This is a genomic window from Paenibacillus albidus, from assembly GCF_014644435.1.
Classification (GTDB): Bacteria; Bacillota; Bacilli; order Paenibacillales; family Paenibacillaceae; genus Paenibacillus_AQ; species Paenibacillus_AQ albidus.
In genome coordinates, this window is the sequence record NZ_BMKR01000055.1 from 1 (window position 1) to 23,740 (window position 23,740).

The 23,740-nt window shown below is 47.8% G+C and carries 20 protein-coding genes; 14 read left to right on the plus strand and 6 right to left on the minus strand.

All coding sequences use genetic code 11. From position 1 onward, the window contains the following. Positions 1-584: 584 nt before the first annotated feature. From IEY53_RS32510 to IEY53_RS32525, 4 genes are all read right to left on the minus strand, one after another. Complete coding sequence (locus IEY53_RS32510; protein WP_268240836.1) at positions 585-983, minus strand: substrate-binding domain-containing protein; 399 nt, start codon at positions 981-983, stop codon at positions 585-587. After that, positions 955-1,110 (minus strand): hypothetical protein, encoded by a 156-nt coding sequence (locus IEY53_RS32515; RefSeq protein ID WP_189032200.1) that lies wholly within the window; start codon positions 1,108-1,110, stop codon positions 955-957. The genes IEY53_RS32510 and IEY53_RS32515 overlap by 29 nt, the downstream gene beginning before the upstream one ends. Positions 1,111-1,292: 182 nt before the next feature. After that, positions 1,293-1,934 (minus strand): TetR/AcrR family transcriptional regulator, encoded by a 642-nt coding sequence (locus tag IEY53_RS32520; RefSeq protein ID WP_189032202.1) that lies wholly within the window; start codon positions 1,932-1,934, stop codon positions 1,293-1,295. A 76-nt stretch (positions 1,935-2,010) separates the two neighbouring features. Further along, positions 2,011-3,483 (minus strand): amidohydrolase family protein, encoded by a 1,473-nt coding sequence (locus tag IEY53_RS32525; protein WP_189032204.1) that lies wholly within the window; start codon positions 3,481-3,483, stop codon positions 2,011-2,013. A gap of 905 nt (positions 3,484-4,388) precedes the next feature. On the opposite strand from IEY53_RS32525, the gene IEY53_RS32530 reads away from it, so the two are divergent. The 5 genes from IEY53_RS32530 to IEY53_RS32545 all read left to right on the plus strand — a co-directional run bounded on the left by IEY53_RS32530 (position 4,389) and on the right by IEY53_RS32545 (position 6,806). Next, positions 4,389-4,697: a MarR family winged helix-turn-helix transcriptional regulator gene (locus IEY53_RS32530; protein ID WP_268240837.1), complete on the plus strand. Its 309-nt coding sequence runs from the start codon at positions 4,389-4,391 to the stop codon at positions 4,695-4,697. A gap of 421 nt (positions 4,698-5,118) precedes the next feature. Continuing rightward, positions 5,119-5,352 (plus strand): integrase, encoded by a 234-nt coding sequence (locus IEY53_RS35530; protein ID WP_229696471.1) that lies wholly within the window; start codon positions 5,119-5,121, stop codon positions 5,350-5,352. Next, complete coding sequence (locus IEY53_RS35535; RefSeq protein ID WP_229696472.1) at positions 5,277-5,522, plus strand: tyrosine-type recombinase/integrase; 246 nt, start codon at positions 5,277-5,279, stop codon at positions 5,520-5,522. Before IEY53_RS35530 ends, IEY53_RS35535 begins: the two co-directional genes overlap by 76 nt. A gap of 417 nt (positions 5,523-5,939) precedes the next feature. Further along, positions 5,940-6,278, plus strand: a complete 339-nt coding sequence (locus IEY53_RS32540) for an ArsR/SmtB family transcription factor (RefSeq protein WP_189032206.1) — start codon at positions 5,940-5,942, stop codon at positions 6,276-6,278. A gap of 33 nt (positions 6,279-6,311) precedes the next feature. Next, entirely contained in the window at positions 6,312-6,806 is a 495-nt protein-coding gene (locus IEY53_RS32545; RefSeq protein WP_189032207.1) for an SRPBCC family protein, read from the plus strand. A gap of 132 nt (positions 6,807-6,938) precedes the next feature. Here IEY53_RS32545 and IEY53_RS32550 read toward each other — a convergent pair whose 3' ends face one another. Continuing rightward, positions 6,939-7,496, minus strand: a complete 558-nt coding sequence (locus IEY53_RS32550; RefSeq protein WP_189032208.1) for a DEAD/DEAH box helicase family protein — start codon at positions 7,494-7,496, stop codon at positions 6,939-6,941. A 177-nt stretch (positions 7,497-7,673) separates the two neighbouring features. Between IEY53_RS32550 and IEY53_RS32555 the strand changes: the two genes are divergently transcribed. From IEY53_RS32555 to IEY53_RS32595, 9 genes are all read left to right on the plus strand, one after another. After that, positions 7,674-7,874 (plus strand): tautomerase family protein, encoded by a 201-nt coding sequence (locus tag IEY53_RS32555; protein WP_189032209.1) that lies wholly within the window; start codon positions 7,674-7,676, stop codon positions 7,872-7,874. Positions 7,875-7,884: 10 nt separating this feature from the next. Continuing rightward, positions 7,885-8,856, plus strand: a complete 972-nt coding sequence (locus IEY53_RS32560) for an ABC transporter permease (protein ID WP_373293973.1) — start codon at positions 7,885-7,887, stop codon at positions 8,854-8,856. Positions 8,857-8,872: 16 nt separating this feature from the next. After that, on the plus strand, positions 8,873-9,751 hold the full coding sequence (locus IEY53_RS32565; RefSeq protein ID WP_189032210.1) for a carbohydrate ABC transporter permease: 879 nt from the start codon (positions 8,873-8,875) through the stop codon (positions 9,749-9,751). A gap of 39 nt (positions 9,752-9,790) precedes the next feature. Continuing rightward, the gene (locus IEY53_RS32570; protein WP_189032211.1) at positions 9,791-10,822 is read left to right on the plus strand and encodes a response regulator; all 1,032 of its coding nucleotides are present in this window, start codon (positions 9,791-9,793) and stop codon (positions 10,820-10,822) included. Next, the gene (locus tag IEY53_RS32575; RefSeq protein ID WP_189032212.1) at positions 10,822-12,657 is read left to right on the plus strand and encodes a cache domain-containing sensor histidine kinase; all 1,836 of its coding nucleotides are present in this window, start codon (positions 10,822-10,824) and stop codon (positions 12,655-12,657) included. Before IEY53_RS32570 ends, IEY53_RS32575 begins: the two co-directional genes overlap by 1 nt. Before the next feature lie 18 nt (positions 12,658-12,675). Further along, a complete protein-coding gene (locus IEY53_RS32580) occupies positions 12,676-13,443 on the plus strand; it encodes an SDR family NAD(P)-dependent oxidoreductase (protein ID WP_189032213.1) in 768 nt (255 codons plus the stop codon). Positions 13,444-13,483: 40 nt separating this feature from the next. Further along, the gene (locus IEY53_RS32585; protein WP_189032251.1) at positions 13,484-15,823 is read left to right on the plus strand and encodes a DUF4962 domain-containing protein; all 2,340 of its coding nucleotides are present in this window, start codon (positions 13,484-13,486) and stop codon (positions 15,821-15,823) included. Positions 15,824-15,970: 147 nt separating this feature from the next. Further along, positions 15,971-17,521, plus strand: coding sequence for an extracellular solute-binding protein (locus IEY53_RS32590; RefSeq protein WP_189032214.1), 1,551 nt, complete (start codon positions 15,971-15,973; stop codon positions 17,519-17,521). Between the two features lie 30 nt (positions 17,522-17,551). Then, positions 17,552-21,871 (plus strand): alpha/beta hydrolase fold domain-containing protein, encoded by a 4,320-nt coding sequence (locus tag IEY53_RS32595; RefSeq protein ID WP_189032215.1) that lies wholly within the window; start codon positions 17,552-17,554, stop codon positions 21,869-21,871. 96 nt (positions 21,872-21,967) lie between these two features. Here the strand turns inward: IEY53_RS32595 and IEY53_RS32600 are convergent, their stop codons facing one another. Beyond that, positions 21,968-23,680: a methyl-accepting chemotaxis protein gene (locus IEY53_RS32600; protein WP_189032217.1), complete on the minus strand. Its 1,713-nt coding sequence runs from the start codon at positions 23,678-23,680 to the stop codon at positions 21,968-21,970. Between the last annotated feature and the right edge of the window lie 60 nt (positions 23,681-23,740).

The following is a 23,740-nucleotide window of genomic DNA, read 5'->3' on the forward strand; positions in this document are numbered from 1 at the left end:
CGCTGGATACCGTTGATCGCTTGCTTGTCAGGTTATGATCTTAATTGCGGTCTATATAGATTGAACTGAAAAATGCTATACCGTAACGAATAGTCGGTCAATAACTTCAAGTGGGGACTGGTTGACACGTTTCATAAAGGCTACGACATGAGAACGAATGACATAAAACATATGAAAGAAGACGTTATTTTTACATCCTGCTTCAGCCATAGCAGAGGTCAATTATCGGGCATTGTTATTGACCTGTTTGGAGTATGCTGGCTTCTGGAAGAAGAATACGAAACTAAATGATAAAGTCCGTTCACAAGCAGTTGTCGTGCTGATCAAGCTTGGGGAGCTGAAAATATAGCATCCCTGCCTTGGAATAGTCACGTTAAACCTTCTTTAGCCGTAAAAGGCGAGAGAAGGTTATTGTCGAGCCAAAAAGAATCTTTCGAAGGGGGAATGAGGGAGATTACGGACTAAAAATGGCATGTAATTGTAAACGCACGCTGTCATTGTCGAGTTTAAAGACAGAGTAGGAGCATGAGCGGTAAGGCATCAAAGCAACCAGATTTAAATGTTTACTTTGATTGATAAAACATTTAGGTAATTGCTCTAACCGTTTGTCTTTCCACAATGGAGTGGGTACAGATTTGACTCTTCGCGGGCTCCCCCGTTTCAATCATGCCGATCAGCTTCTCGGAAGCGATCATTCCAATGTCATATAGCGGCTGGCGCACCGTAGTCAATGGCGGATTGACCATCCGGGCTAAACGAAGATCGTCGTATCCCATGATGGAGATATCTTCAGGTACATTCATTCCATGTTTCGTAACGATGGAAAGGGCACCAATCGCCATTTCGTCACTGGCAGCGAAGACAGCAGTAACCTCAGGCGCTTTCCGTAATATAGCTTCCATGGCTCTGCTGCCGCTTTCATACAAAAAGTCTCCATATATGAGGTAACGACTATCAGTTCTGAAGAAACAGTTTTTTAGCATAGGGTATATCACCGTGATAATCGTTCTCTTCGCTCACTTCGATATCTTTGTCGATATCTTTTTCAACTTCCTCGTTCGTAAGCTGTTGCTCCTTATCGTTCCACTCATTTTCGTTGCGTTCACTCATAATTCAAATTTCCTCCTCTTTTTACAATCGACTCATTCACTATAGCAGAATTTTGAGATTTCACCTTAAAGACTCTTTAATTTTTCGGAAATGGGGTAACCTAGAGGTGGAAACGAAGAAAAGCAGGGACTGGCACAGAGCCAATACCCGCTTCTTTAGAAAAGATATTCACATGCGCTACTTCATCTTTTGTAGACACCAAAACGCAGCATGGCAAAAAATTCACGAAAATCTTGGATAATTACTTCCAGCTCTCGACTCATCTGCTCAAGGCTACCTTCCCTTGCAATGACCAGCTTATTCATACGATGTTCCAGCGCCTCAATAATTACCGATATGATTTTGATCACATCTTCAAAATCAATATCATCCCGTAGTTGATCCCGAGGTATGGCAGATATGATTTCCCGGAATTGTCCGGAATTTTCTTGTCCCCCAAGTGCCTGAGCTTTTTGATACACCGGGTGTAGCGGCTGGCTTATAATGATACGCATTAATTGAACGACTTTAGGACTAGATTTCAAATATTCAAGATCCTTTACGAAAAGGTGAATAATGGCCTCGAAAAAATCTGACGGTATGGCCTCGATCTGATCTCTCGAGATCCGCTCATTCTCGCTTTCTATCCTTTCGATCATATAAAGAAATAAAGACTCTTTACCGCCGAAATATTGAAACAACGAACCTTTAGGGATGCCTGCCTGCTTCACGATCCGGTTCGTCGAAGCGGCATCGAATCCATAAGCGGCGAACTCGTCCAAACAAGCTTGCAAAATCTTCTCTTGTTTTTCCTGCGGCAATCGCTCGAACATCTCGATATTCATGACTCAACCTCTTTATCGGATTTTGTCCCTCAGCCATGTATTATACTCTAATTTCAGCTTACTGATCAAGCTCCGATTAGTGTATATGCGGTTGCGACGATTGCGGCTGGTTCTTCACGTCCGACATTTTTATCACCTGGTACGTTTTGATCGCTTTCGTCAAATCCTGCTTCTCCATTAGCTTTCCGTCCAATATAACGGCGGAAATCGCCGTCGTATTCCGAATGTCCTTCAGCGGATTCGCTGCGAGCAAAACCAGATCGGCCAGCTTGCCCTCTTCGACGGTACCAAGCTCATGTTCTCTGTCAAGGTATTTCGCCGGATTAAGCGTTGCCGTCTGCAACGCTTGGAGCGGAGTAAGACCGCTCTTCACGAGCAGTTCAAGCTCGTCGTGCAAGGAAAAACCGTATACTGTATTCGGAAGCAAGAACGCGGCATCCGTTCCGGCAAGCAATGGAACGCCAGCCTCGTTCATTTTCCGGACTAAACCCGGTAAAAAGGAGTTGTATTCCCTCGTTTGAACAAACTCTTTCGGGTTATTCTTGATTTGTCGAAGAGTTTGAACCCATTGTTTCTGAATCTCCGTCGGCGCATATTTCGCTCGCTCGCTAAGCTGCTCTGTCTTAAATAGAGTGTTCAACACGACCAACGTCGGCACTTGCCAAACTTCGTTCTGCTTAAACGCCTGGAACAGCTTTGCCGCACGCTTCGGATCATAAGATTTCGCCGCTCTAATTTCGGATTTCTCCATAAATTTCATATCTATCAATTTTGGATTTTTTAACAGATCTTCTTCTAGGCTTGAGGTCGCGATAAACATACCATTCATGTGTTCCATGCTCTTCATTCCCACTCGGACCGCCTCTGTGGCGCGAACCAACATAGGCAAATGACCTGTAACGGGTAGTCCGAGCTTATTCGCTTCGTCCGCAGCGGCGAAGAAAAGCGGACGCGGCAGTTCGGAATATACCTTAATGTGATCCGCGCCTTTCTTGGCCATGAGACGAACGGCTTCGCGCGCTTGTTTCTCCGTTCTCACATCAAACAGGTGGGGCATATTCGCGCCTTGCACTAACGTCGATCCTGCATAGGCAATTCGCGGTGCATTCATTCCGTCTTTGATCGCTTTTTTCCATAAATCGATGCTTTTCAGATTCGCCCCCATATCTCTTACGCCTGTTACCCCATTGCTCAGAAATAACGGAAAAGCCTGCTTATAGTCGTTAAATAAGTGTGTGTGCATATCCCACAAACCGGGAATGACATATTGGCCTGCAGCGTCGCGCACTTGTGCTTCTTCTGGTATCTTAACTTCATCGCTGTCTCCAATCTGTTGAATCTTGTTGCCTACAACGATTATCGTTTGATCTTCCTTCAATTTCCCAGACTGAACATCCACAACAGTTGCATTTTGGAGCACTAACGTTTGCTTACTTTTGTTCGACGGCTCGATACTCGCATGGCTGGGTCCTGCATTTCCAAACAATCCGACACCTAAAGCCATTACCATTAACAATAAATATTTCTTCGAATTAGATTTAATAGTCAAAATAAGTCAGCTCCTCATCATAAACTCGTATTGTTAGCTTAAAATTGTAAATCATGTGAAATCACCACATGACCACGTGGTCATATATTATGATAGATGAGTTTTCACCTAATGTCAAACATTATCGACACGCGAAAATAAAAAAAATATTTTGTTAATTCCGGAGAGTTTAAGTTAATCGAGTAGCCCGCCATTCTATACGAGGTGATTCCGCCATGAAACCGCTAACCACGACGAGCGACCTAATTCTAGCCGCCGCTAAACGAACGCCGATATACGTATACTTCGATGACCACGTTTACGGACCAGCTACTATCGAGGCAATTACGGACTTTCACGTAGAAATAAGCGGTAAAGACGACGCAGTAACCGACGGTATCAACTGCTTCTCCCGCGCTAATTGTTCGTTTTATATCGCGGGGGATTTTATACAGCGGTAGCCTCGAAAATGTACGCCATTTTGAACCGTTCACTATTTAACTGTGCATAATAAAACGGACGAACGGCCCGGTAAGTGCCATTCGTCCGTTTTTGCAATTAATTATGAAAATCCAAAAACCACCAATTAATAGACCCAGAAGAACCTGAAAAAATCCGACTACTAATGTTTCTCTTATCGATTTGACTGTCCAGCTTGGTAGCTATACCACGCTTGTTGAGGCTAAGCGGATAATTCGCAGTCTGCTAAATATAATCCGGATGACAGGGAGAGATAATTCATGACAGAGGCTATAATTGCTTCGCATTGTGTCATGAATGGCTAAAATTTCACGTATGGACATTAGCGTGGGAATATCTCTAAGTAAAAGCGAAAGATCAAGAATCCATTAGGGATCCTCGATCTTTCGCTTTTTTACTTTTTAAGAACTGATACTACTTTATTAAATTTCATAGGGCAAGATAATTTGCTGTATCGTCTGTGGTTGGGTGATGGGGTAACACAAATGCAACTATGTGAACACTTGAAATGCGAACCGCCAACGGTAACGAACATGGTTAAATCACTGGAGCAGAACGGATTTATATATCGTAAACGTGATAAACAAGATGCAAGGATCATGCGTATTTTTCTAACGGACAAAGGCAAAGAATTAGAGACACCGGTTGAGATTAAATGGAGGGAGCAGCAGGAAAAATTACTTCAATCCATTTCTACGGAAGATCGGTTGATATTAAGACAATTAATGCAACAAATAGAGAGGAATATATTATAACTCTCTATTTCTTCAATATATATTTAGCTTACTAAATATATGCGATCAGATTTGCTAAGTACAATCAACCTGCCAGGGTAAGACCTCAAGCAACAGTGGAGCATCATCTGTCGGATGTCAAGAATATGAGCCGATTAATTACCGCGTATATCGTGGTTTTTTTGTTTTATCGGTACATATTCTTGGCAATGTGCAATGTCAAGAATATGTACCGAATACCGAAAAAGGCCAAGAATGTATACCGATTGCCGATAAGCTATTTATCAAGTGTACGGCTTATTTCGCAATAAAACCAAAACTCGACCTTTGTCTGCTGTTGATTAAGCTCTAACGGGAAACGTTAGCTCAAGCAGGTTAGAAGATTAAAACCTCTCTTTAGAAGCAAACCTAGATGTAATAGATTCTAAGGGGAAGATTTTATATGAAGTTAAGTGAGTTATGGCATCTGTATGAGGCTGATAAACGAATTCAAGGATTTAGTCCGAGAACATTGAATGCCTACGCTCTCCAGAACAAAATGCTAATGACGGAACTAAGTGATCCCGAGATAGCGGAAATTACGTTGACAATGCTGAAGGAATGTTTGGCGAAACAAGCAGATCGTTTGAAGCCAAGCAGCCTAGGGCATCGAATTCGTTTCGTCCCTGGGCATTAAAACGGCTTGCAGATCGAGGAGAAATTGAAGCGAATGTTTATCCGCATCGCTTTCGACATACCTTTACATGCCAACTCCTTGATAACGGTGCCCCATTGGATTTCATCCAAGGTATGCTGGGTCATAAGAAAGCCTCAACCACGCAAATATATGCACAACTCCGTTGCTAACTCAGGAGGGAAATGTATCTACGATATATAGTACCTCAGAATGATTTAAACCAGGCTCAAATATCCATCATGATGTATTTTGTACATTCAAAGGATGGCCATAAGGCACTTTTCGGCTAATGCTGCGGTTCCTGCTGCACCAAATACACTGAAATCCTAAAACAAGCCTACTTTTGCTCATCCTGATGTATAAAGTGCACTCTGGCGATCTCCGCCCTAGGCTTACAGCGTGCCTCCCGGGAGGTAGCTTTCGAATGCGCTCCATCTATTCCCGCCTTTTAAAGGCTGATGCTGGACTAGCTTTATGGGGGAACGTTATTTTCACCGCTGTTTCTGAACGCGGAATATTCCTTGACAGGAATATTCTTTTTTGGTTATATTCTAAACAGGAACAAAGACGTTGGAGTGGATGGCTAGATGAACGTGATGGTTTTCAGGGCGCTTGCTGACCCCAACAGGTTCGGTATTGTCGAGCTATTGAAGGAGGGATCTTTGCCGGTAGGGATTATTGCGGAACGTCTTGAGCTCAGTCAGCCCCAGACCTCCAAACATCTTCGGGTTCTTGCCGAAGCGGGGCTTGTGCAGGTCGAGCCCAGCGCGAATAAACGGATTTACCAGCTACGGACCGTACCGCTTCAAGAGTTAGAGACTTGGCTTCAGACGTATCGCCGGATGTGGGAGGAAAAATTCGATAACCTGGATGATTACCTGCATCAACTGCAACAAGTGGACAACAATAAGGATCACAAGGAGTAGACTTGCCAAAATTGAAGCTCGGGAGGATTACAAATGTCTGAGAATAACGAACTGGTGATTACACGGGAGTTCGCCGCACCACGCGATCTGGTGTTCAAAGTATGGTCTGAGGCGGAGCACCTGAAGAACTGGTGGGGTCCCAAAGGTTCCAAGCTCGAAGTAGCCCGGATGGATTTTCGTCCCGGTGGTGTATTTCACTTCAAGTTAATGTATCCAGAAGGGCCAGACATGTGGGCTAGGTTTGCCTATTTGGTGGCGGAGTCACCGGAGAGGATCGTGTACGTCAGCTCTTTTTCAGATCCCGAAGGCCAAATCGTCCGCGCGCCATTCAGCGACATGTTCCCTCTGGAAATCCGCAACGAAGTGCTCTTCACAGAAGCAAAGGGTAAGACTATCATCACCTTAACCGGCACGCCGATCAACATGTCAGTAGAAGAAATGGACTTTTACAAAGGCATGTTCGACTCGATGAATCATGGCTTCAGAGGCACCTTCGACCAGTTGGCTGAATATTTGGAGGAAGTATAAGGCAGAGTCTATTACCATTATTTGATAAAACAAGGAAGGCCCTAATCTACTCGTTTTTCGAGAGGTTAGGGCCTTTTTATTAGGCAATGTTAAATCTTAATGTTGATTTTCAACATGAGTAAATTAAAGTGGTTATAAATTAAATCTGTTCTTTATGATTTCAGTAACCTCACAAGCAGTTAAATTTGTGTTGTTAATTCTTATGTAATTTTCTCTATTAATTTCTCCCTCGAATGAGTTCAATCGATGTTGCTCCATTGTCTGTATTAAATCCTGTTCAGAACGGGCGACATCCCTCTTTGTTGGTTTGTGTTCAAGCCTGTGAGGAGTTTTGTTACGCTCAATTCTTTTCTCAAGATCGGCTTCAAGCTCAACAAAATACACTACGCCATCATTTTCTTCGATTGTTTTACAAATTTTATCAACAAAGTCCCAATCACTCTGCAAATCGAATCCCCATACATAAGTGAAAATCAATCCATACATATCACTGACGGCGGCGACTTCAAATATGTCTTGACGAAATTTATTCACTAATCTCCACATTTCATGACTAAAGCCAAAAATGGGAGCCAGCAATTCAATCGTCATGTGGTTGTGGAACAACTTTAGTTCAGTTACCTTTTCCAGTTCATGTCCCACTGTCATTTTTCCTACCGCCTGCGGACCAAATATAATAACAAATTTCACGAATTCATCTCCCTGGAATATATTTCAATAATATCATCACATTAACATAACCTTTTAATAAAAAGAACCTAAAAAAAACACAAGTGAACGAAAAGGGAGTCCATTGTCGCTCTTTATGAACAAGGATAAGATGAACTCATTAAAGCGGTTACAAAATACGAGAAAGGAGCGGTTCACATGCCTGAAATTTCGATCACGATGTATGAGGGCAGAACGGAATCCCAGAAGCAAGAAATAGTAGAGGTGTTCACCCGGGAACTGTCCCGGATTATTGACCGCGAACCCGCCTACATCTCCGTCTTATTTAATGAGATACCCTGGGATGAGAATGTCCCGGAGAACCTTAGAAAGCAGCAGAGTCCAAAAGGGGGAGAATGACTTGAAATCGATGGACACTATGCCGACGGGCCGGGAGTCTCCCCGCCAGAGGATAAGCAGCAGCTTAAATGAAAGAATCAGTAGTACAAGCCGTTATCTGTGGAGATACCGGACGCTTTATCTCCTATCCATTCCAGGCATACTCTATTTTCTGATTTTTAAATACGTCCCCCTCTTCGGTTCGGTTATCGCTTTCCAGAATTATAACATTTTCAAAGGATTTAGCGGAAGCGAATGGGTAGGCCTGGAGCATTTTCGCACGATGTTTGCACACTATGATTTCTTGCGGATATTGAACAATACACTGCTGCTTGGGCTGTACGATCTTGTGATCGCCTTTCCGGTTCCTATCGTATTGGCTATTCTGCTGAACGAGGTTCGGCTTGTGGTGTATAAACGATTTCTTCAGACAATCGTGTACATGCCCCATTTCTTGTCATGGGTCGTTATCAGCGGTATATTTATAGGCATTTTCTCAACAGATGCGGGAGTTGTTAATAAAGCGTTAGGCTTGCTTGGCCTGGAACCCATCTATTTTTTGGGGGAAGATTCCTATATTCGAACCATCTTGATTGGCTCAGGGATATGGCGTGATTCCGGGTACGGCACCATTATCTTTTTGGCTGCGATTGCGGGAATCAATCCCGATCTGTATGAAGCGGCGGAGGTGGATGGCGCCGGACGGCTGAAACAAATATGGTCAATAACGCTTCCGTCACTGCTGCCAACCATAACTATTTTACTCTTGCTTCATATCGGGAAATTTATGGATCTCGGGTTCGAGCGGGTCTATGTGTTCTTGAATCCCTTAAACACAGGCTCCGGCGAAATTCTCGATACGTACATTTATAAGGCGGGGCTGATGTCCCAGCAATACAGTTATACGACTGCCATCGGTTTGTTTAAATCTGTCGTGGGACTTGTGCTGATTATGATCGGAAATATATTCAGCAAAAAAACGACCGGTGAAAGTTTGTATTGACAAGGGAGGCATGATGATGCGGTTACCCAGTGTCCGTTACCGGATATTCAACGTTGTTAATCTTATCTTTCTTTCTCTGCTGTCGTTGACAATGATATTGCCGTTCGTCAATGTACTTGCCCAATCCTTAAGCAGCTCCGAAGCAATTATGAACGGAGAGGTGAGTTTCTGGCCGGTTGCTTTTACGTGGATCAATTATGAATATGTATTCGGCGATTTTTCGTTCTGGAGGGCATTTGCCGTGTCGGTCGGCGTAACGCTTGTCGGGACGTTCGTCAATCTCGTCGCTACGGCATCGCTGGCGTACCCCATTTCCCGTACAGAGTACAAAGGACGCGGCTTTATCGTAATGTTCGTCTTGATTACGGTCGTATTCTCGGCACCGCTCATCCCGAATTTTATTCTAATGAGAGAGCTGCATCTCGTTAACAATCCCCTGGTTCTCATCGTACCGGGAGCTATTAATGCTTTTAACTTTTTCGTCATGCGCTCTTTTTTTGCCCAGCTGCCAACGGAATTGATCGACGCTGCCCGCATCGATGGTTGTGGAGAGCTGGGTATCATCGGCCGGATTATTCTTCCGCTGTCTAAACCGGTGATGGCTTCGCTCGGTATTTTTTACGCAGTCAGCCATTGGAACTCCTATTCTACTGCGCTTTATTATTTGAACGATTCGGCCTGGTGGCCGATTCAAGTCATGCTGAAGAAGCTGTTTGAAAGCGATGAGATTTCTGTCGATTCCGGTTCCTCCATGTACAGCTCACTTGCGCATACTTCACCGGAAGGCATCAAAATGGCGACCATCATCATCGCGACCCTGCCGATCATTATTATTTATCCGTTCCTTCAGCGCCATTTTGTAAAAGGGATAATGGTAGGCTCCGTCAAATCCTAAAGGGTAAGCAATACAGTCGTTAGGAAGCGGAGGGATCCTATGTTCAGAATATTGATTGTCGACGACGAGCCGATGATAAGAATTGGACTGGCCAAAATGATTGAACAAGCGGGTCTGTTCGAATGTCAAATCAAACATGCGGAGCATGGCGAAGAGGCACTTTCACTGGTTAAATCCTTTAGTCCGCATTTTCTGTTCACGGATATCCGTATGCCCGTAATGGACGGGATGGAGTTATGCCGCAAGCTGTCGGAGCTGAAGAGTCATGTTCGTATCGTCGTGATCTCCGGTTATTCTGACTTTGAATATGCGAGAAGTTGTATGGAATATGGTGTCAAAAGCTATCTGCTGAAACCCGTTGGCCGACAAGAGCTCGGCGATGTATTGCGCAAGCTGCTCACTGCCGAATCGCCTTCCGTTTCACTGGTGCCTGTCATGGAGTTGAATGATTGGGCTGCACGGCTGGAGCGCTCCATATGGGAGCTGCGATACACGGATGTGGAAGAGCAAATGGAGGCATGGCGTTGCCATTATTCTTCTTATGCGTTGAAGCCGGAACAGGTGCCGGAGCTCTTACGGATGCTGTTCGGCCTGATCGTGGCCAAATTAAATGAGCACGACGGGGAAGCGTTTCATAACGTGAGCGATATCAATCTGCACGATACTTCGGAAGCAGGTTTTAAGTCTTTCGAGCAAAGTATACAATCCTTAATGCTAACGCTGAAAGAAAGACGCAGCAGCAAGCGCAAAAATCCTGTCGATGAAGCGAAAGCATTTATCGAACAGAATTTGACCCGCGAAATATCTTTAGAGGAAGTGGCGGAGAAGCTTGGCCTCAACGCTTCCTACTTCAGTCAATTATTTAAGCAGGCGACGAGGGAAACCTTTGTTCAATACCGGATAAGGAGGAAAATGGAACTCGCCAAGCGGATGCTGGAGCAGCCCAAATACCGCATAACGGACATCTCCTATGAGGTTGGTTATGCCGATCATCCGCATTTCACAAAAACGTTCAAAAAAGTTACGGGCTATACTCCGTCTGAGTATCGCAACCGGATCGGTATTGAATAATGAAGCAAAGCTTATCGGCCCGCCTCTTTATTCACTTCGCCGCGATTATTACGCTATCGCTGTCTGCCATCGGCATTTTTACTTATTCCTATGCCTCCTCGGAGCTGAATAACCAACTGGCCGGCAATATCGCCCAGACGATTCGGAATACGGTTTATCAGACCGATTTGTATTTGCGGAACTATGACAGAGCGACCTACTCCATTCTGTCCAACAATAACGTCAAGCACTTCCTGGATATGGAGCCCGACGACAGCTACTCCTATTATGAATACAGCCGGCAGATTAAGATGGATACCTATCAGCCTACTTTCCTGCTGTATCCGCAAATCGGATTTCTGTACATTATCGGGCAGAACGGGCGAATGGTGGCAGATGACAATCAAAATTTAATCGGGGTTCCTCAGATCGATGCGGTCCGCCAATATGAAGAACTGCTCGCCGCAATACCGGCAAACGGGGAGTCGGCAATTCTCACGCGAAGTATTCGCAGCGGACAAAAACCGAATGTGATTACCATTGCCCGGAGAATTAGAGGACTCTCTTCCTATACGCCTAACGGCATATTGGCCATCGAATTCAATGCGCTTGAGCTGGATACCATTTGGGGAGAGCTCGATCTGGGACGCGGCGGCTATCATTATGTGCTCGATCAGAAGGGGACGATTATATACTCACCGGATCAGGAAGGAGCCGGCGACGGGCTACCCCCGGAAGCGATAAAAGCGGTAATGAGCAAGGATGCCGGCTCCCTGCAGTTAAGCGCAAACGGTACGGACAGATTGTTCATATCCGAGCATTCCGCTTATTCCGGCTGGCGGATTGTTGCTTCCGTCCCTCTGGCTGAGCTGCATAAGCCGATTACGACTATACGGACTGCAACCGTGTGGGTAGGCGCGATAACACTCTTTATTGCGCTTATTCTCGCCTACCGGCTCGGAACCTCGTTAATAGATCCCATCCGTGTGCTAATCAAAGGAATGAGGCAGACAGAAATGGGGAATTGGCAGAAGCTCGGGATGGGCGAAAGGAGGGATGAAGTCGGCATCCTCATTCACCGCTACAATTTAATGGTCACCCGGCTCTCGGAAATGATTGAGAATGTATATGAAGCGGAGCTGAACAGGCAGAAGTCGGAGATCAAGCTGCAGCAGGAGGTTCTGGAACGGCACCGCGCTGAATTTCAGGCGCTCCAGTTGCAGATTAATCCACATTTTGTATATAACACGCTGGAAACGATTAAATGTTATGCAGTCGTACAGGATTCGGAAGAAATCACTTCTATGGTAGAAGCGATGGCGCTGATGCTCCGCTACTCAATCCAGACCAATCTGGAGGAGATTACAGTAGCGAATGAGCTGAAGCACGTTCTTGCCTACTTATCCATCTTGAAATACCGAATGAACAGGGAGCTGGATGTGGAGGTGGTTATACCGCCGCCGCTGCTGCTTGAGAAAATGGTCCGTCTGACGCTTCAGCCGCTGGTAGAAAATATTGTTCAGCATGCTTTCCCGCAAGGGATGGGGAGCGGCCATGTTATTCGGATCGATGCCCGCAGAGTGGATGAACGGTTTCTTGTGATCGTTCAGGATAACGGAATAGGCATGACGGAAGAGCAGCTTGAGATCCTGCACAAAAGAATCGAATTGAACCAGTTGGCTGGACAAGAGCAGGATACAGTCTACCATCGGGGCGGCATCGGACTGCTGAATGTTCATCGCCGGATTCAGCTTGTATTTGGAGAGAGCTATGGACTGATGGTTGAAAGCGCTTCGGGAATAGGTACAACGATAACGATGGTCATGCCAGCGGATCAACAGCTGAAAAGAATCTGAGTAGGGAGGATTATTGATATGAAAATTGATTTGAGCGGCAAGGTAGCACTGGTAACGGGATCAAGCGGCGGAATCGGTGCCGCAATCGCACTACAATTGGCACAATACGGAGCAAAAGTCGCAGTGAATGGCTTGCGCAATATGGAGCAGGCAGAATCGGTGGCCGCTTCCATTCGAAATGCCGGCGGTGAAGCAGCCGCCTTCTGTGCAGATGTAACGGACACGGCAGCGATCGGCGCCATGATCACCGGCATTGAGGCGCGGCTCGGCGGACCTGTTGAACTGTTAATCAATAACGCCGGTCATTTAGTGGAACGCAGCAGCATTACCGATATGAGCGAGGAGCTTTATCAGAAAATTATGGACGTGAATTTGAAAAGTGCCGTCTTTGTATCCAAAGCTGTCATACCGGGAATGAAATCCGCAGGCGGTGGCCGTATTCTTAACCTGACTTCCTTGGCTGCGCATAACGGCGGAGGGCCTGGAGCTGCCATTTATGCGGCTTCCAAGGCAGCAGTTATCGCCTTGACTAAAGGGATGGCGAAGGAACTCGCGCCATTCGGCATTACCGTAAACGCCCTATCGCCGGGATTTATCGGTCAAACGGCGTTTCATGCGACCTTTACACCCGAGGAAGCACGGATCTCAACGGTGCGTTCAATTCCCCTGGGACGGGAAGGCAATCCGGACGACGTCGCTGGAGCCGCGCTGTATCTATGCTCGGAGCTTGCTTCATTCATCACAGGTGAAACCATTGAAATTAACGGCGGCATGTTCATGCGTTAACGATAATAACAAACAACAGGGAGGGATTTAGGTGACTAAGATGAAGCAGACTTCTGTCCGGAAGCCCCTTTATCAACCGGTGAGCGGACCGTTTCATGTCGACTATGCGCCGGATGAGGGGATGGTATTAAACGAAAATCCGCCGCGGTTTACTTGGATGCCCGCACAGCAGGAAGATGATGCTGCTTATTTACTCCAACTTTCAACCGCGCCGTCTTTTGAAGAGAGTACGACAATAACCATGGGTCCGCTGGCCTTTAATTTTTATACTCCCGGCGAGGTGTTTGAAGCTGGCGAATATTATTGGCGCTACGCACTTGTTCTTGCGGAAGGGGATTCCATGACGGATTCCGACTCCTTGCAGCATACGGCCTGGAGCCAAACACGCCGATTCACGCTGCCGGCAGGACTTGCGGAAACACCGCTGCCGGACCGGCTGAACCGTTATGAAGGGACCGGCCTGGGACATCCCCGTTTATGGTTAAGCCCATCGGGAATGGAAGAATTGGCCCGGGATGTTGCTTCCGATGCCAGTTCTTGCGGTTGGAATCAATTCATGGCGAATTCCGTTAATCCCTGGATAGATGCTCCTTTAGTAGCGGAGCCCTCACCTTATCCAAACAACCAACGGGTCGCGAAGTTATGGCGCCAGATGTATATCGACTGTCAGGAGGTGCTGTATGCCATCCGTCATTTGAGTATCGCTGGACGTGTGCTGCATGACGAACAGCTGCTGGGAGCGGCCAAGAGATGGCTGCTTCATGTGGCGGGGTGGGATACAGAAGGTACAACCTCCCGCGATTATAACGACGAGGCGGCTTTTCGGATTGCGGCGGCACTTGCATGGGGGTATGACTGGCTCGGCGACACGTTGACCGAAGAAGAGCGGGAGCTGGTCAAGGGCAAGCTGCTGCGGCGGACGGAGCAAGTGGCTCAGCATGTGATCATCCGTTCCAAAATCCATCATGTGCCCTACGACAGCCATGCTGTCCGTTCGCTTTCATCTGTATTGGTGCCTTGCTGTCTGGCACTCCTTCACGAGGAGGAATGCGCCAAGGAATGGCTGGACTACGCCGTTGAATACTTCAGTTGTCTCTACTCCCCCTGGGGAGGAATCGACGGAGGCTGGGCTGAAGGTCCGATGTATTGGACGACAGGAATGGCTTATGTTACCGAGGCTATCAATCTGCTGCGGAATTACACCGGCATTGATCTGTACAGGCGGCCATTTTTCCAGAGCACCGGCGATTTTCCGCTCTACGTGTATCCGCCTGATGCGATGCGAGCCAGCTTCGGTGACCAGTCAACGCTTGGGGAGCCGGTAAATTTAAAGACAGGATACAATATCCGCCAGCTGGCAGGTGTTACGGGGAACCGTTGGTACCAATGGTATTATGAGCGGGTCAAGAGCAATGACCCTGGTACGGAAGGGATGTTCTATAATTATGGTTGGTGGGACTTTAACTTTGACGAGCTCGTCTACCGGCATGATTTCCCTCAGATCGACGGGGAGCCGCCCATCGGCATTGAACCGCTGAAATGGTTCCGCGACGTGGGTTGGGTCGCCATGCATCATCAGATGGAGGATCCTGACAATCATATTATGCTTCTGACCAAATCAAGCAGGTACGGCAGCATCAGCCATAGCCATGCCGATCAGAACAGCTTCACTCTGCATGCTTTCGGAGAACCTCTGGCCGCAGACACCGGGTATTATATCGCTCACGGCAGTTCATTCCATCGTAACTGGCGGCGTCAGACGCGATCCAAAAACAATATTCTGATCGGTGGAGCCGGACAATATGCCGAGAATAACAAGGTGTACAATATGGCAGCTACGGGCCGCATTGAAGAGGCTTATTCAGAGCCCGGCCTTAGTTATGTCCGTGCAGATGCTACAGCGGCTTATGCGCATACGGTACCGCATTTGCAGCGTATCGTTCGTGAAATCTATTTTCTGCAGTCGTCCTATTTCGTGATTGTAGACAGCATTGATCTTACGCGTGCGGATTCGGTACAATGGTTATTTCATGCCGTTCATCCGCTGAGGATCAAAGGCCAGACCTTCCGGATCAACGGAACAAAAGCGGGGCTTGACGGGAGCTTCATCTACAGTTCGTCGGGTGAACTTGCGCTGAGCAGCACCGACAAGTTCGAGGGAGTGGACCCAGCAGAGTATGATGGGCTGCCGAAGCATTATCATTTGACGGCGGAGACCAGGCAGGCGGTATCCCACCGAATCGTGACACTGCTCGTCCCCTACCGGATGGAGCAGCCGAAATACGTCCCTTATTTCATTGATGATCAGGACCATGGCCTTCATTTGTATTTTACAGAGGCAGGCATTACGCAGAAGATTGAGGTAAACAAAGCCTACTAGCAATTCAATCAGCAATACCTAAAAAAACTCCAATACCACATAAAGGATCCCCATTGTTCCAAAGGATGGGGACCCTTTATGATTAGCTTTGAAAGCGCTTCACATAATGAGATGCCTATACTATCTTACAAGGAAAAGAGGGGTAGCATGAACAAATGGATGACCTCGGGAGCGGCTATGCTGCTTGTGGCATCAATTCTTACAGGATGCGCCAAGGATAGCGGAACTGCTTCAAGCGGCGGCGGGCAGGCGGAACAGACGAAGTTCTCGATCTCCTTGCGCACGCTTGCCTACACGTACGTTGAGAAATCGCCTAATCTTAACGAGGATAAATGGGTGAAGCAGCTGGAGGAATTTACAGACACCAATCTGAAAATCATTCTTGTGCCCCATAAGGAATACGAGCAAAAGATGGTGCAGATGTTCGCAACAAATGACATCCCTGATGTTGTACAGGGGGATGGCGGGGTCAACGGCAAAGAGATGGCTGGATCTGTGGAGGCGGGGGTGTTTCAGCCGCTCGAAGAACTGCTGCAGAAATACGGTCAAAATTTGTTGAAGACGATTCCCCAGGAGGCTTGGGATAAAGTCACTTACGACGGCCATATCTATGCGATTCCCGAATATTTATCCAATCCGTCCAGACGGGCGACCTGGATCCGTAAAGATCTGCTCGACCAAACCGGACTGAAGGTACCAACAACAGTAGAGGAAACGTTGAAGGTGCTGCGCGCATTCAAAGAGCTCGGTGTAGAAAATCCATATATGGGACGCGAAGATTTCAAATATGCTGACACTTTTTTTGGAGCTTACGACGTACAGCCGTTCCTGTCTATGATGGAGCAGCAGGGCAACGAGATCGTTCCGAAATTTATGGACAGTGAAAACATGCAGCAGGCGTTAAGCGTGTATAAAACGATGTACGAGGAAGGCCTAATCAATAAAGAATTTGCCACGATCAACTCGACGGTGTTTAAGAATTCGATATTGTCCGGTAAAGCGGGCATGTGGTCCATGAACGCCAACGAGCTGATTCAATGGGAGAAGCAGCTTAAGGAATCCGTTCCGGAAGCGGAGATTGAGATCATACCTTCACCCGTAGGTCCAGACGGTAAAGGCGGCTATTACTTATACGGTCCTGTCACAAGAGCCTATTTCATCAATAAGAATGCCACTGATCCGGAAGGCATTATCCGCTTTTTCGACTGGATGGTTTCCGGGGAAGCCGAGAAGTTCTTTACTTACGGTATCGAAGGAGACACGTATACGATGAACGGAGATACGATTGCCTACGATTCTCCGACCGATTCAGCCGGTGTCGACGAGGAACGTTACCGTCAATCGTTCCTGTGGCTTGTGCAGGATACAAAGTATAACAAAGGTTCGTTGTCACTGACGGAAGAAGGGAAAAAGCTGATGAATATTTACGACACGCTTCTTGTGAACGAGGGAAGGGACGGCATCACCTTCGATCCCCGTCTGGAGTCCCTGGTCGGAAATCCGGATGTCGCACCTAACTCGGACACAGCCCCGCCGCTGCTCTTGACGCACATGATCAAGATGGTTTATGGAAAAGAACCGATCTCAGATTGGCCTAAAGTTGTGGAGGAGTGGAAGTCCAAAGGCGGAGACAAAGTGATTAAGGAAGCGACAGAGAAATTTAATGCAAATGAGGGTGTTACCGCTTCCAGACGATGAACGACTAATGAAAGATAGGGAGGATTGCATATGGGGAACTTGAAGCATACTGCTGGATGGCGGCGCATGATCACCGTCATGGTCGTTTTGCTCATGGCAGGCGGACTGTTTACCGGAAATTCGGTGCAAGCTCTATCATTGACGGACGTTACAATGTTTGGGGAAAGGGTTCAGGACGTGATTCCCGAACCGGAAGGCCCTGAATTAGAAATCTACTCGGACCACTTCGACGATCCGGACAATTACGGCACTTCAGGCGGTATTGCCATTCCTTCTCCGTGGCTGCAGGAAGGCGCTGGGAACAGCAAGGCCAAAACTTCGGTATCTGCCACTGCACCGTCATTGCCTAATCTGGTCAAAATTGATGCAACGGATGTTTTGGCCCTTCCACTGAATCTTACCGGCTATGGAAACATTAAGCTTAGCTACTACACAAGGGCTTCTTCTTATATTAGCGGAAGTGTAATCATCGAATGGTCAGGAGACGGGGGAGGGACCTGGTCGACGTTGGAGGAATTCAAACTGACTCCGGGAACCGTCGAGCAGCCCAACAAAGAATCCAATCAATCCAAGAGCCAACGCTTAGATTCAAGTGCCAATAATAATGCTGCTGTCAAAATCAGGTTTCGGGCAGGTGATGCGATGTTGGCCAATATGTATATCGATAGTGTGGTGATTTCGGGACAGGCGATTCCCGGCATTACACCTGCTCCGTCTCCCGTGCCGCCGGTTACGGATCCGGATCCCGAATTCACGCCGCCGGAAGGTGTAATCCTGTATGAGGATGTTGCGATTGGAATGGCGGGTGATCGCATCCAGTACGCATCTATAGCTGTTCCAGAGCATGCTCCGGCTGAACCGATGCCGGTGATGGTCTACATTCACGGTGGCGGCTGGAACCATGGTGACCGCAAGCAGGCGCTCAGTTCCATCTGCAACTACGTTCTTAAACGAGGTTATATCGGCGTCTCCCTGGATTATCGCTTGACGCCGGAAGCACCTTTTCCAGCTCAAATTCAGGATGTGAAGCTTGGCATCCGGTATTTGCGTGCGCATGCCGGGCAATATGGGCTGGATCCTAGCCGAATCGGGGTATGGGGCTCATCGGCAGGCGGCCACCTGGCGTCCTTGCTCGGAACAACAGCCGATTTGACCGTTCAGGATAGTGTTTATCTGGATACGGGAGCGACTGTGGCTGTGCCGGATCTTGAAGGATCGGGCGGCTGGCCGGAATATTCCGACAAAGTACAGGCGGTAGCGGATTGGTACGGCCCCGCGGACTTTACGACAACGTTTGCCGACAATTACAGCTCGGTGACCGCTTTGCTCGGCGGCCACCATGCGTTGTCCGTTCCGGAGCAGGCCAGACTTGCCATGCCCGGCACGTATGCCTCGCCTGATGATCCACCGTTCTGGATCCGGCATGGTGATAAAGACGCAACGATTCCTTATACAGACAGCGTGACCTTCGCGGGCCAGCTCAAGGCAGCAGGAGTGCCGGTTGTTGATCTGGACATTGTCGCAGGCCAAGGTCATGGATTTACGGGTACTGCTTCCGAAGAGGCGAATGCGGAAGCCTGGGTGTTTATGGATCAATATGTGAAGAATAGAGTCGTTACGGAGCCGATTCTGTATAAGGAAGGCCGCGAGCCTGCTGAGGACGATACGCCAAATGAAGAGCCGGAATGGATCGAAACAGAAGTTGGGACGTTACAGCCAACCGATGATGCCGTTATCGACAGCAGCAAGCCGGATCTTAATTTCAATCAAGCGACCGGTTCCAGCACGGGATTATTCAGCATTTCATCAGGAGCTTCGACCCGAAAATATGTATATTTCAAATTCGATTTGACCGAAGCAAACGAAGCAGGAGAACGTTATTTGTTTAAAGTCGCTGCGAAAAAGGGATCGAGCAATACGGACACGGAATTATCGCTGTATGGCATTGCTGCCGGGAACTGGACAGAATCCTCCATTACTTGGAACCATGCTCCTGTTACGAGCTTGAACGATGCAGCCCTTATTGGCAAGTTTACGGTCGATGCCGCAAATAGCGGGAGCCCGGCCGTATACGAGGTTGATGTGACGGACTATGTGACGGATCGTCTGGAGCAAGGTGGGGTGGCATTTATGCTTGCAGATGCAGCGGCTTCAGGAGTATCGGTTAACATATACTCCAAAGAAGCGAACGGCGTGAGCAATCCGCAGCCGCAGCTGTCGATAATTCGACTGACGGAGGCAGGCAGTGATACGCAGCCGCCCGTATGGGAACAAGGAGCCGAACTGTCTGCTCACAATTGGGGAACCAACTTTGTAGATTTGGAGTGGCCTGAAGCCACCGACAATACGGCGGTTACCCTATATCGGATCTATAAAGGCGAAACGATGATTGGCGAGCAGACGGGTACGGCCTATAGAGCAGCTGGACTTGAAGCCGGAACGGCTTATTCGTTCAAGGTGGAAGCAGTCGATGCGGCTGGTAATTTCAGCAACCGTTTGTCGATTGACTGTAAGACGCTATCCTCTCCAATCATGCCATGGCCTGTCCACGCGGTTACGGCGAGCGGCAGCGACGGCAATCTGGAAACGAATGTACTGGACAACAACAGCTATACACGCTGGTCGGCAGCCGGAGACGGGCAATGGATCGCTTTGGATCTGGGGGAGAGCCGCGACCTCGGTTATGTTGGCATTGGATTTTATAAAGGCAATGTGCGCTCCACCTCCATAGAGATAGAAATCTCCGAAGATGGAACGGTCTGGACTCCGGTCTTCAGCGGCAGAAGCAGCGGAGAGACGACGGAAATGCAGGCATTTGATCTGCCCGACTCCAGTGCCCGCTACGTCAAAATTACCGGACGCGGAAACTCGGATGGAAGCGTCTATATGAGCTTGACCGATGTTCATCTGTATGAACCTTATGCAGGCGGCGGTACACCTGTAGCCATCATTCCATATATGGAGCCGGAAACGCCTGAAGGAACGGTGCCCTTCACCGCCCCGGGATTGACGAATCCAGATGGAACGGAGCACGCCGTGCATACACCACATTCGGTCACGGGGCGGACGATTGACGTACGGGATTACGGTGCCAATCCGGCCGATAATGGCGTTGACGACCGTCCAGCCATCCAAGCTGCTATCGATGCAGCGGCAGCAGGCGATGAAGTATTCCTGCCCAATGGGGTATATCATTTATTGACGGCACCTGACGGAACAACCAATCTGTCTTTGAAATCAGGCGTCAACCTTAGGGGCGAAAGCGAAGAAGGGACTTTGCTGATTACCTCATTGAATCTGGTTACCCAAAGTGCAGCCATCAAAGCGTCCAGTCAGCATGATATCGTCCTGTCCAGTATGACCCTCTCTTCCACTTGGAGCGGCCGTTATTCGACCGACCATCAGAATAACAATATTGAGGCGGGCGGCCCTGACACTATGATTAGAATCGCCAACTACGGCGATAACCCCTCGTATAATATTACGGTCGATCATGTGACGGTAGAGAAGTTCCGCAGAATGGGCATTCGGATCGAACATAGCCGGGATGTGACGGTGAAGAACGCTACTTTCCGCAATGCGACGGATCTTGGTACGGGAGGTTCGGGTTATGGGGTGTCTATTCAAGGTACAGCGAAGACGGATCGGCTCGGCTTCGAGAATGATACGAAATGGAACGTGGTGGAGGATAGCGCCTTCGAAGGTCCGTATTTGAGACATGGTGCCCTGATTCAATTCGTGGCCCATAACAATGTGCTCCGCAACAATACATTTGCCGGAACCAAGCTGGATGCTATTGATCTCCACGGAGAATTGGAGTACCTAAATGAAATTTATGGCAATGTTATCACGGATGTCCTGACCGGAGCAGCGATCGGGCTCGGCAATACGGGCGGGTCCGCACCCAGCAACCACAGCAAGTCTGGGGCAGGTAATTACATCCACGACAATATCATTAAGCATTGCCGTAACGGCATCGTTGTTATCATGGGTACGCCGGACACGATTATTGAGCACAACGTGATCGAGAATACCACCGATATTCAAGGGGCATCGGGAATTAAGATATTGAATGGTCCGGGTACACTTATCCGCAATAATATAATCCGGAACAACACAACGGCTGACTACTGGGCCATCCTGCTTGAACACGATGAAGGAGATGCTGCAGCGGGGAATATCGGGGAAGGCGTTCCCCGGAACGTTCGAATAGAAGGGAATAATATTGCCGGCAATACAAACGGAATTGGGTTATTCGCTGGAACAGGCATCCTGCTCAAGAATAACTTACTGGATAATCTGACAGTCAATTACTATCAGGCTCCGGATGTCACGTTGTCGGAGGAGTAGAAGACCTTATCATACTAAGGGGGTGTTCCAGCAGCCGTATCATGGCTGTTGGAACACCCCCTTCCCTGTATCGTATTCCCTGATTCGCTGCAGGGTCTAAATCTTAAATTTATGGATGATGCTCTGCAGATCATCTGCCAGGCTGGCAAGAGATTGGGAAGAAGAAGAGATTTCCTCCATGGAGGCGAGCTGCTCCTGCGTTGCGGCGGAGATGTTCTGTGTATTGGTGGCCGATTCTTTGGCTACGGCGCTGACATCATAAATAGCTGCATTCACCTTTTCAGTCCCGGCGGCCATTTTATGCAGAGCGGTTGAGATCACCTCAATCTGTGAGACCATCCCGTTTACCGCAAGGTGGATTTTATGAAAGGAATTTCCGGCTTCATTAACAATATGGAGCCCGGAATTTACTTCCTCAGAGGCTTTTTCCATCGTTTCCAGCGTAATGGCCGTATCTTGTTGAATCAGCTGAATCAGCTGGGAGATCTGTTCCGTTGATTCATTGGATTTCACTGCCAGCTTTCTTACTTCGGCGGCCACCACCGCAAATCCGTTGCCGTGTTCCCCGGCTCTTGCCGCTTCTATGGCTGCGTTCAAGGCGAGCAGATTCGTCTGCACGGATATATCCGTAATGACATTGGTAATCTGCCCGATTTGTTCAGAGCGCTCATGGAGGCTTTTGACGGCAGCGGACAAGCTGTTGACATTGGTATAGATCGAGTTCATCTGTTGGTTGGCTTCATCAATGGCCTGATTGCCTTCCGACGACATTTGTGAGGCATGCAAAACATCATTTCGCATATTTTCTGTATTATCCGTTATGGTTTGGGTATACCGGGTAATGTCAGCAATGACCCTGGTGCTGTCTTCGACATTATCGACCTGTTGTTCTGCGCCAGTCGCCAGCTCCTGGACCGTTATGGTAATATGTTCACTCGCTTTACTGTTCTGTTCGCTACTAGCGCTGAGCTCTTCCGAGGCTGAAGCCACCATTTGTGAAGATTCATGAACCGTGCTGAACACGGATTGCAAGGTGGCAGTCATATTATTGAAAGAGGCAGACAGCTCACCCATTTCATCCTTGGATTGATAACTTCCTTTTACCGTGAAATCGCCCTGTTCCGCTTGGGACAACAAATTCACAACCTCTTTGATGGGCTTTACAATCAGACGTGCGATGATCAGGCTCAGGAAGAGTAACAGGATCAATGCCGCAAAACTGATTACTGATACAAGTATTGTGATTTTGTTCAGGTCTTCCTGGTTTTTGCTGTTAATTGTACCGGCGAACGAAGTATGTAAATGCTGCAGCTCTTTCAGTGTGTCGTTCACCAGCTTGCGGTTTGGTTCAACGGCATCAAGGTACAACGCGTAGGCTTCTTTGTTTTTATTGACGGCAGCTAATTCGATGACTTTGTTGCGGCTCTCCTTTAAAAGCTCTGCTTGCTGCTTATATTGGTCAACTAAACGCTGTTGTTCATCATTTAATTGCCCGTTGTCTATTTCAGCAATCAAAGCATCGATTTCTTCCCAGGCTGAACTGATTTCATCTTCCAGTTCCTGGTTTCGGGCAGGGTCCTCTGTGGCCAATAACTCCAGTGTATAAGCATCGCTGGCTCGTGCATTTATTCTGATTTGCATCGTTTTTTCAAGCGGTATCAGGTTTTCCGTATACATGATATCGGAACCCTTGGCCATAACCCGAATATAATTCAGGCCCATCATGCCTACCGAACCTAATGCCAGCACACTAACTAATATGATGATCATCAGTTTTTGGGTTACGGTTAAGTTTTTTAGTAGTTTCAAGCGAGCGTCTCCTTTAAATTTAAAGTATTTTCCTAGAGATTAATATCGGTTCCGGTGTAA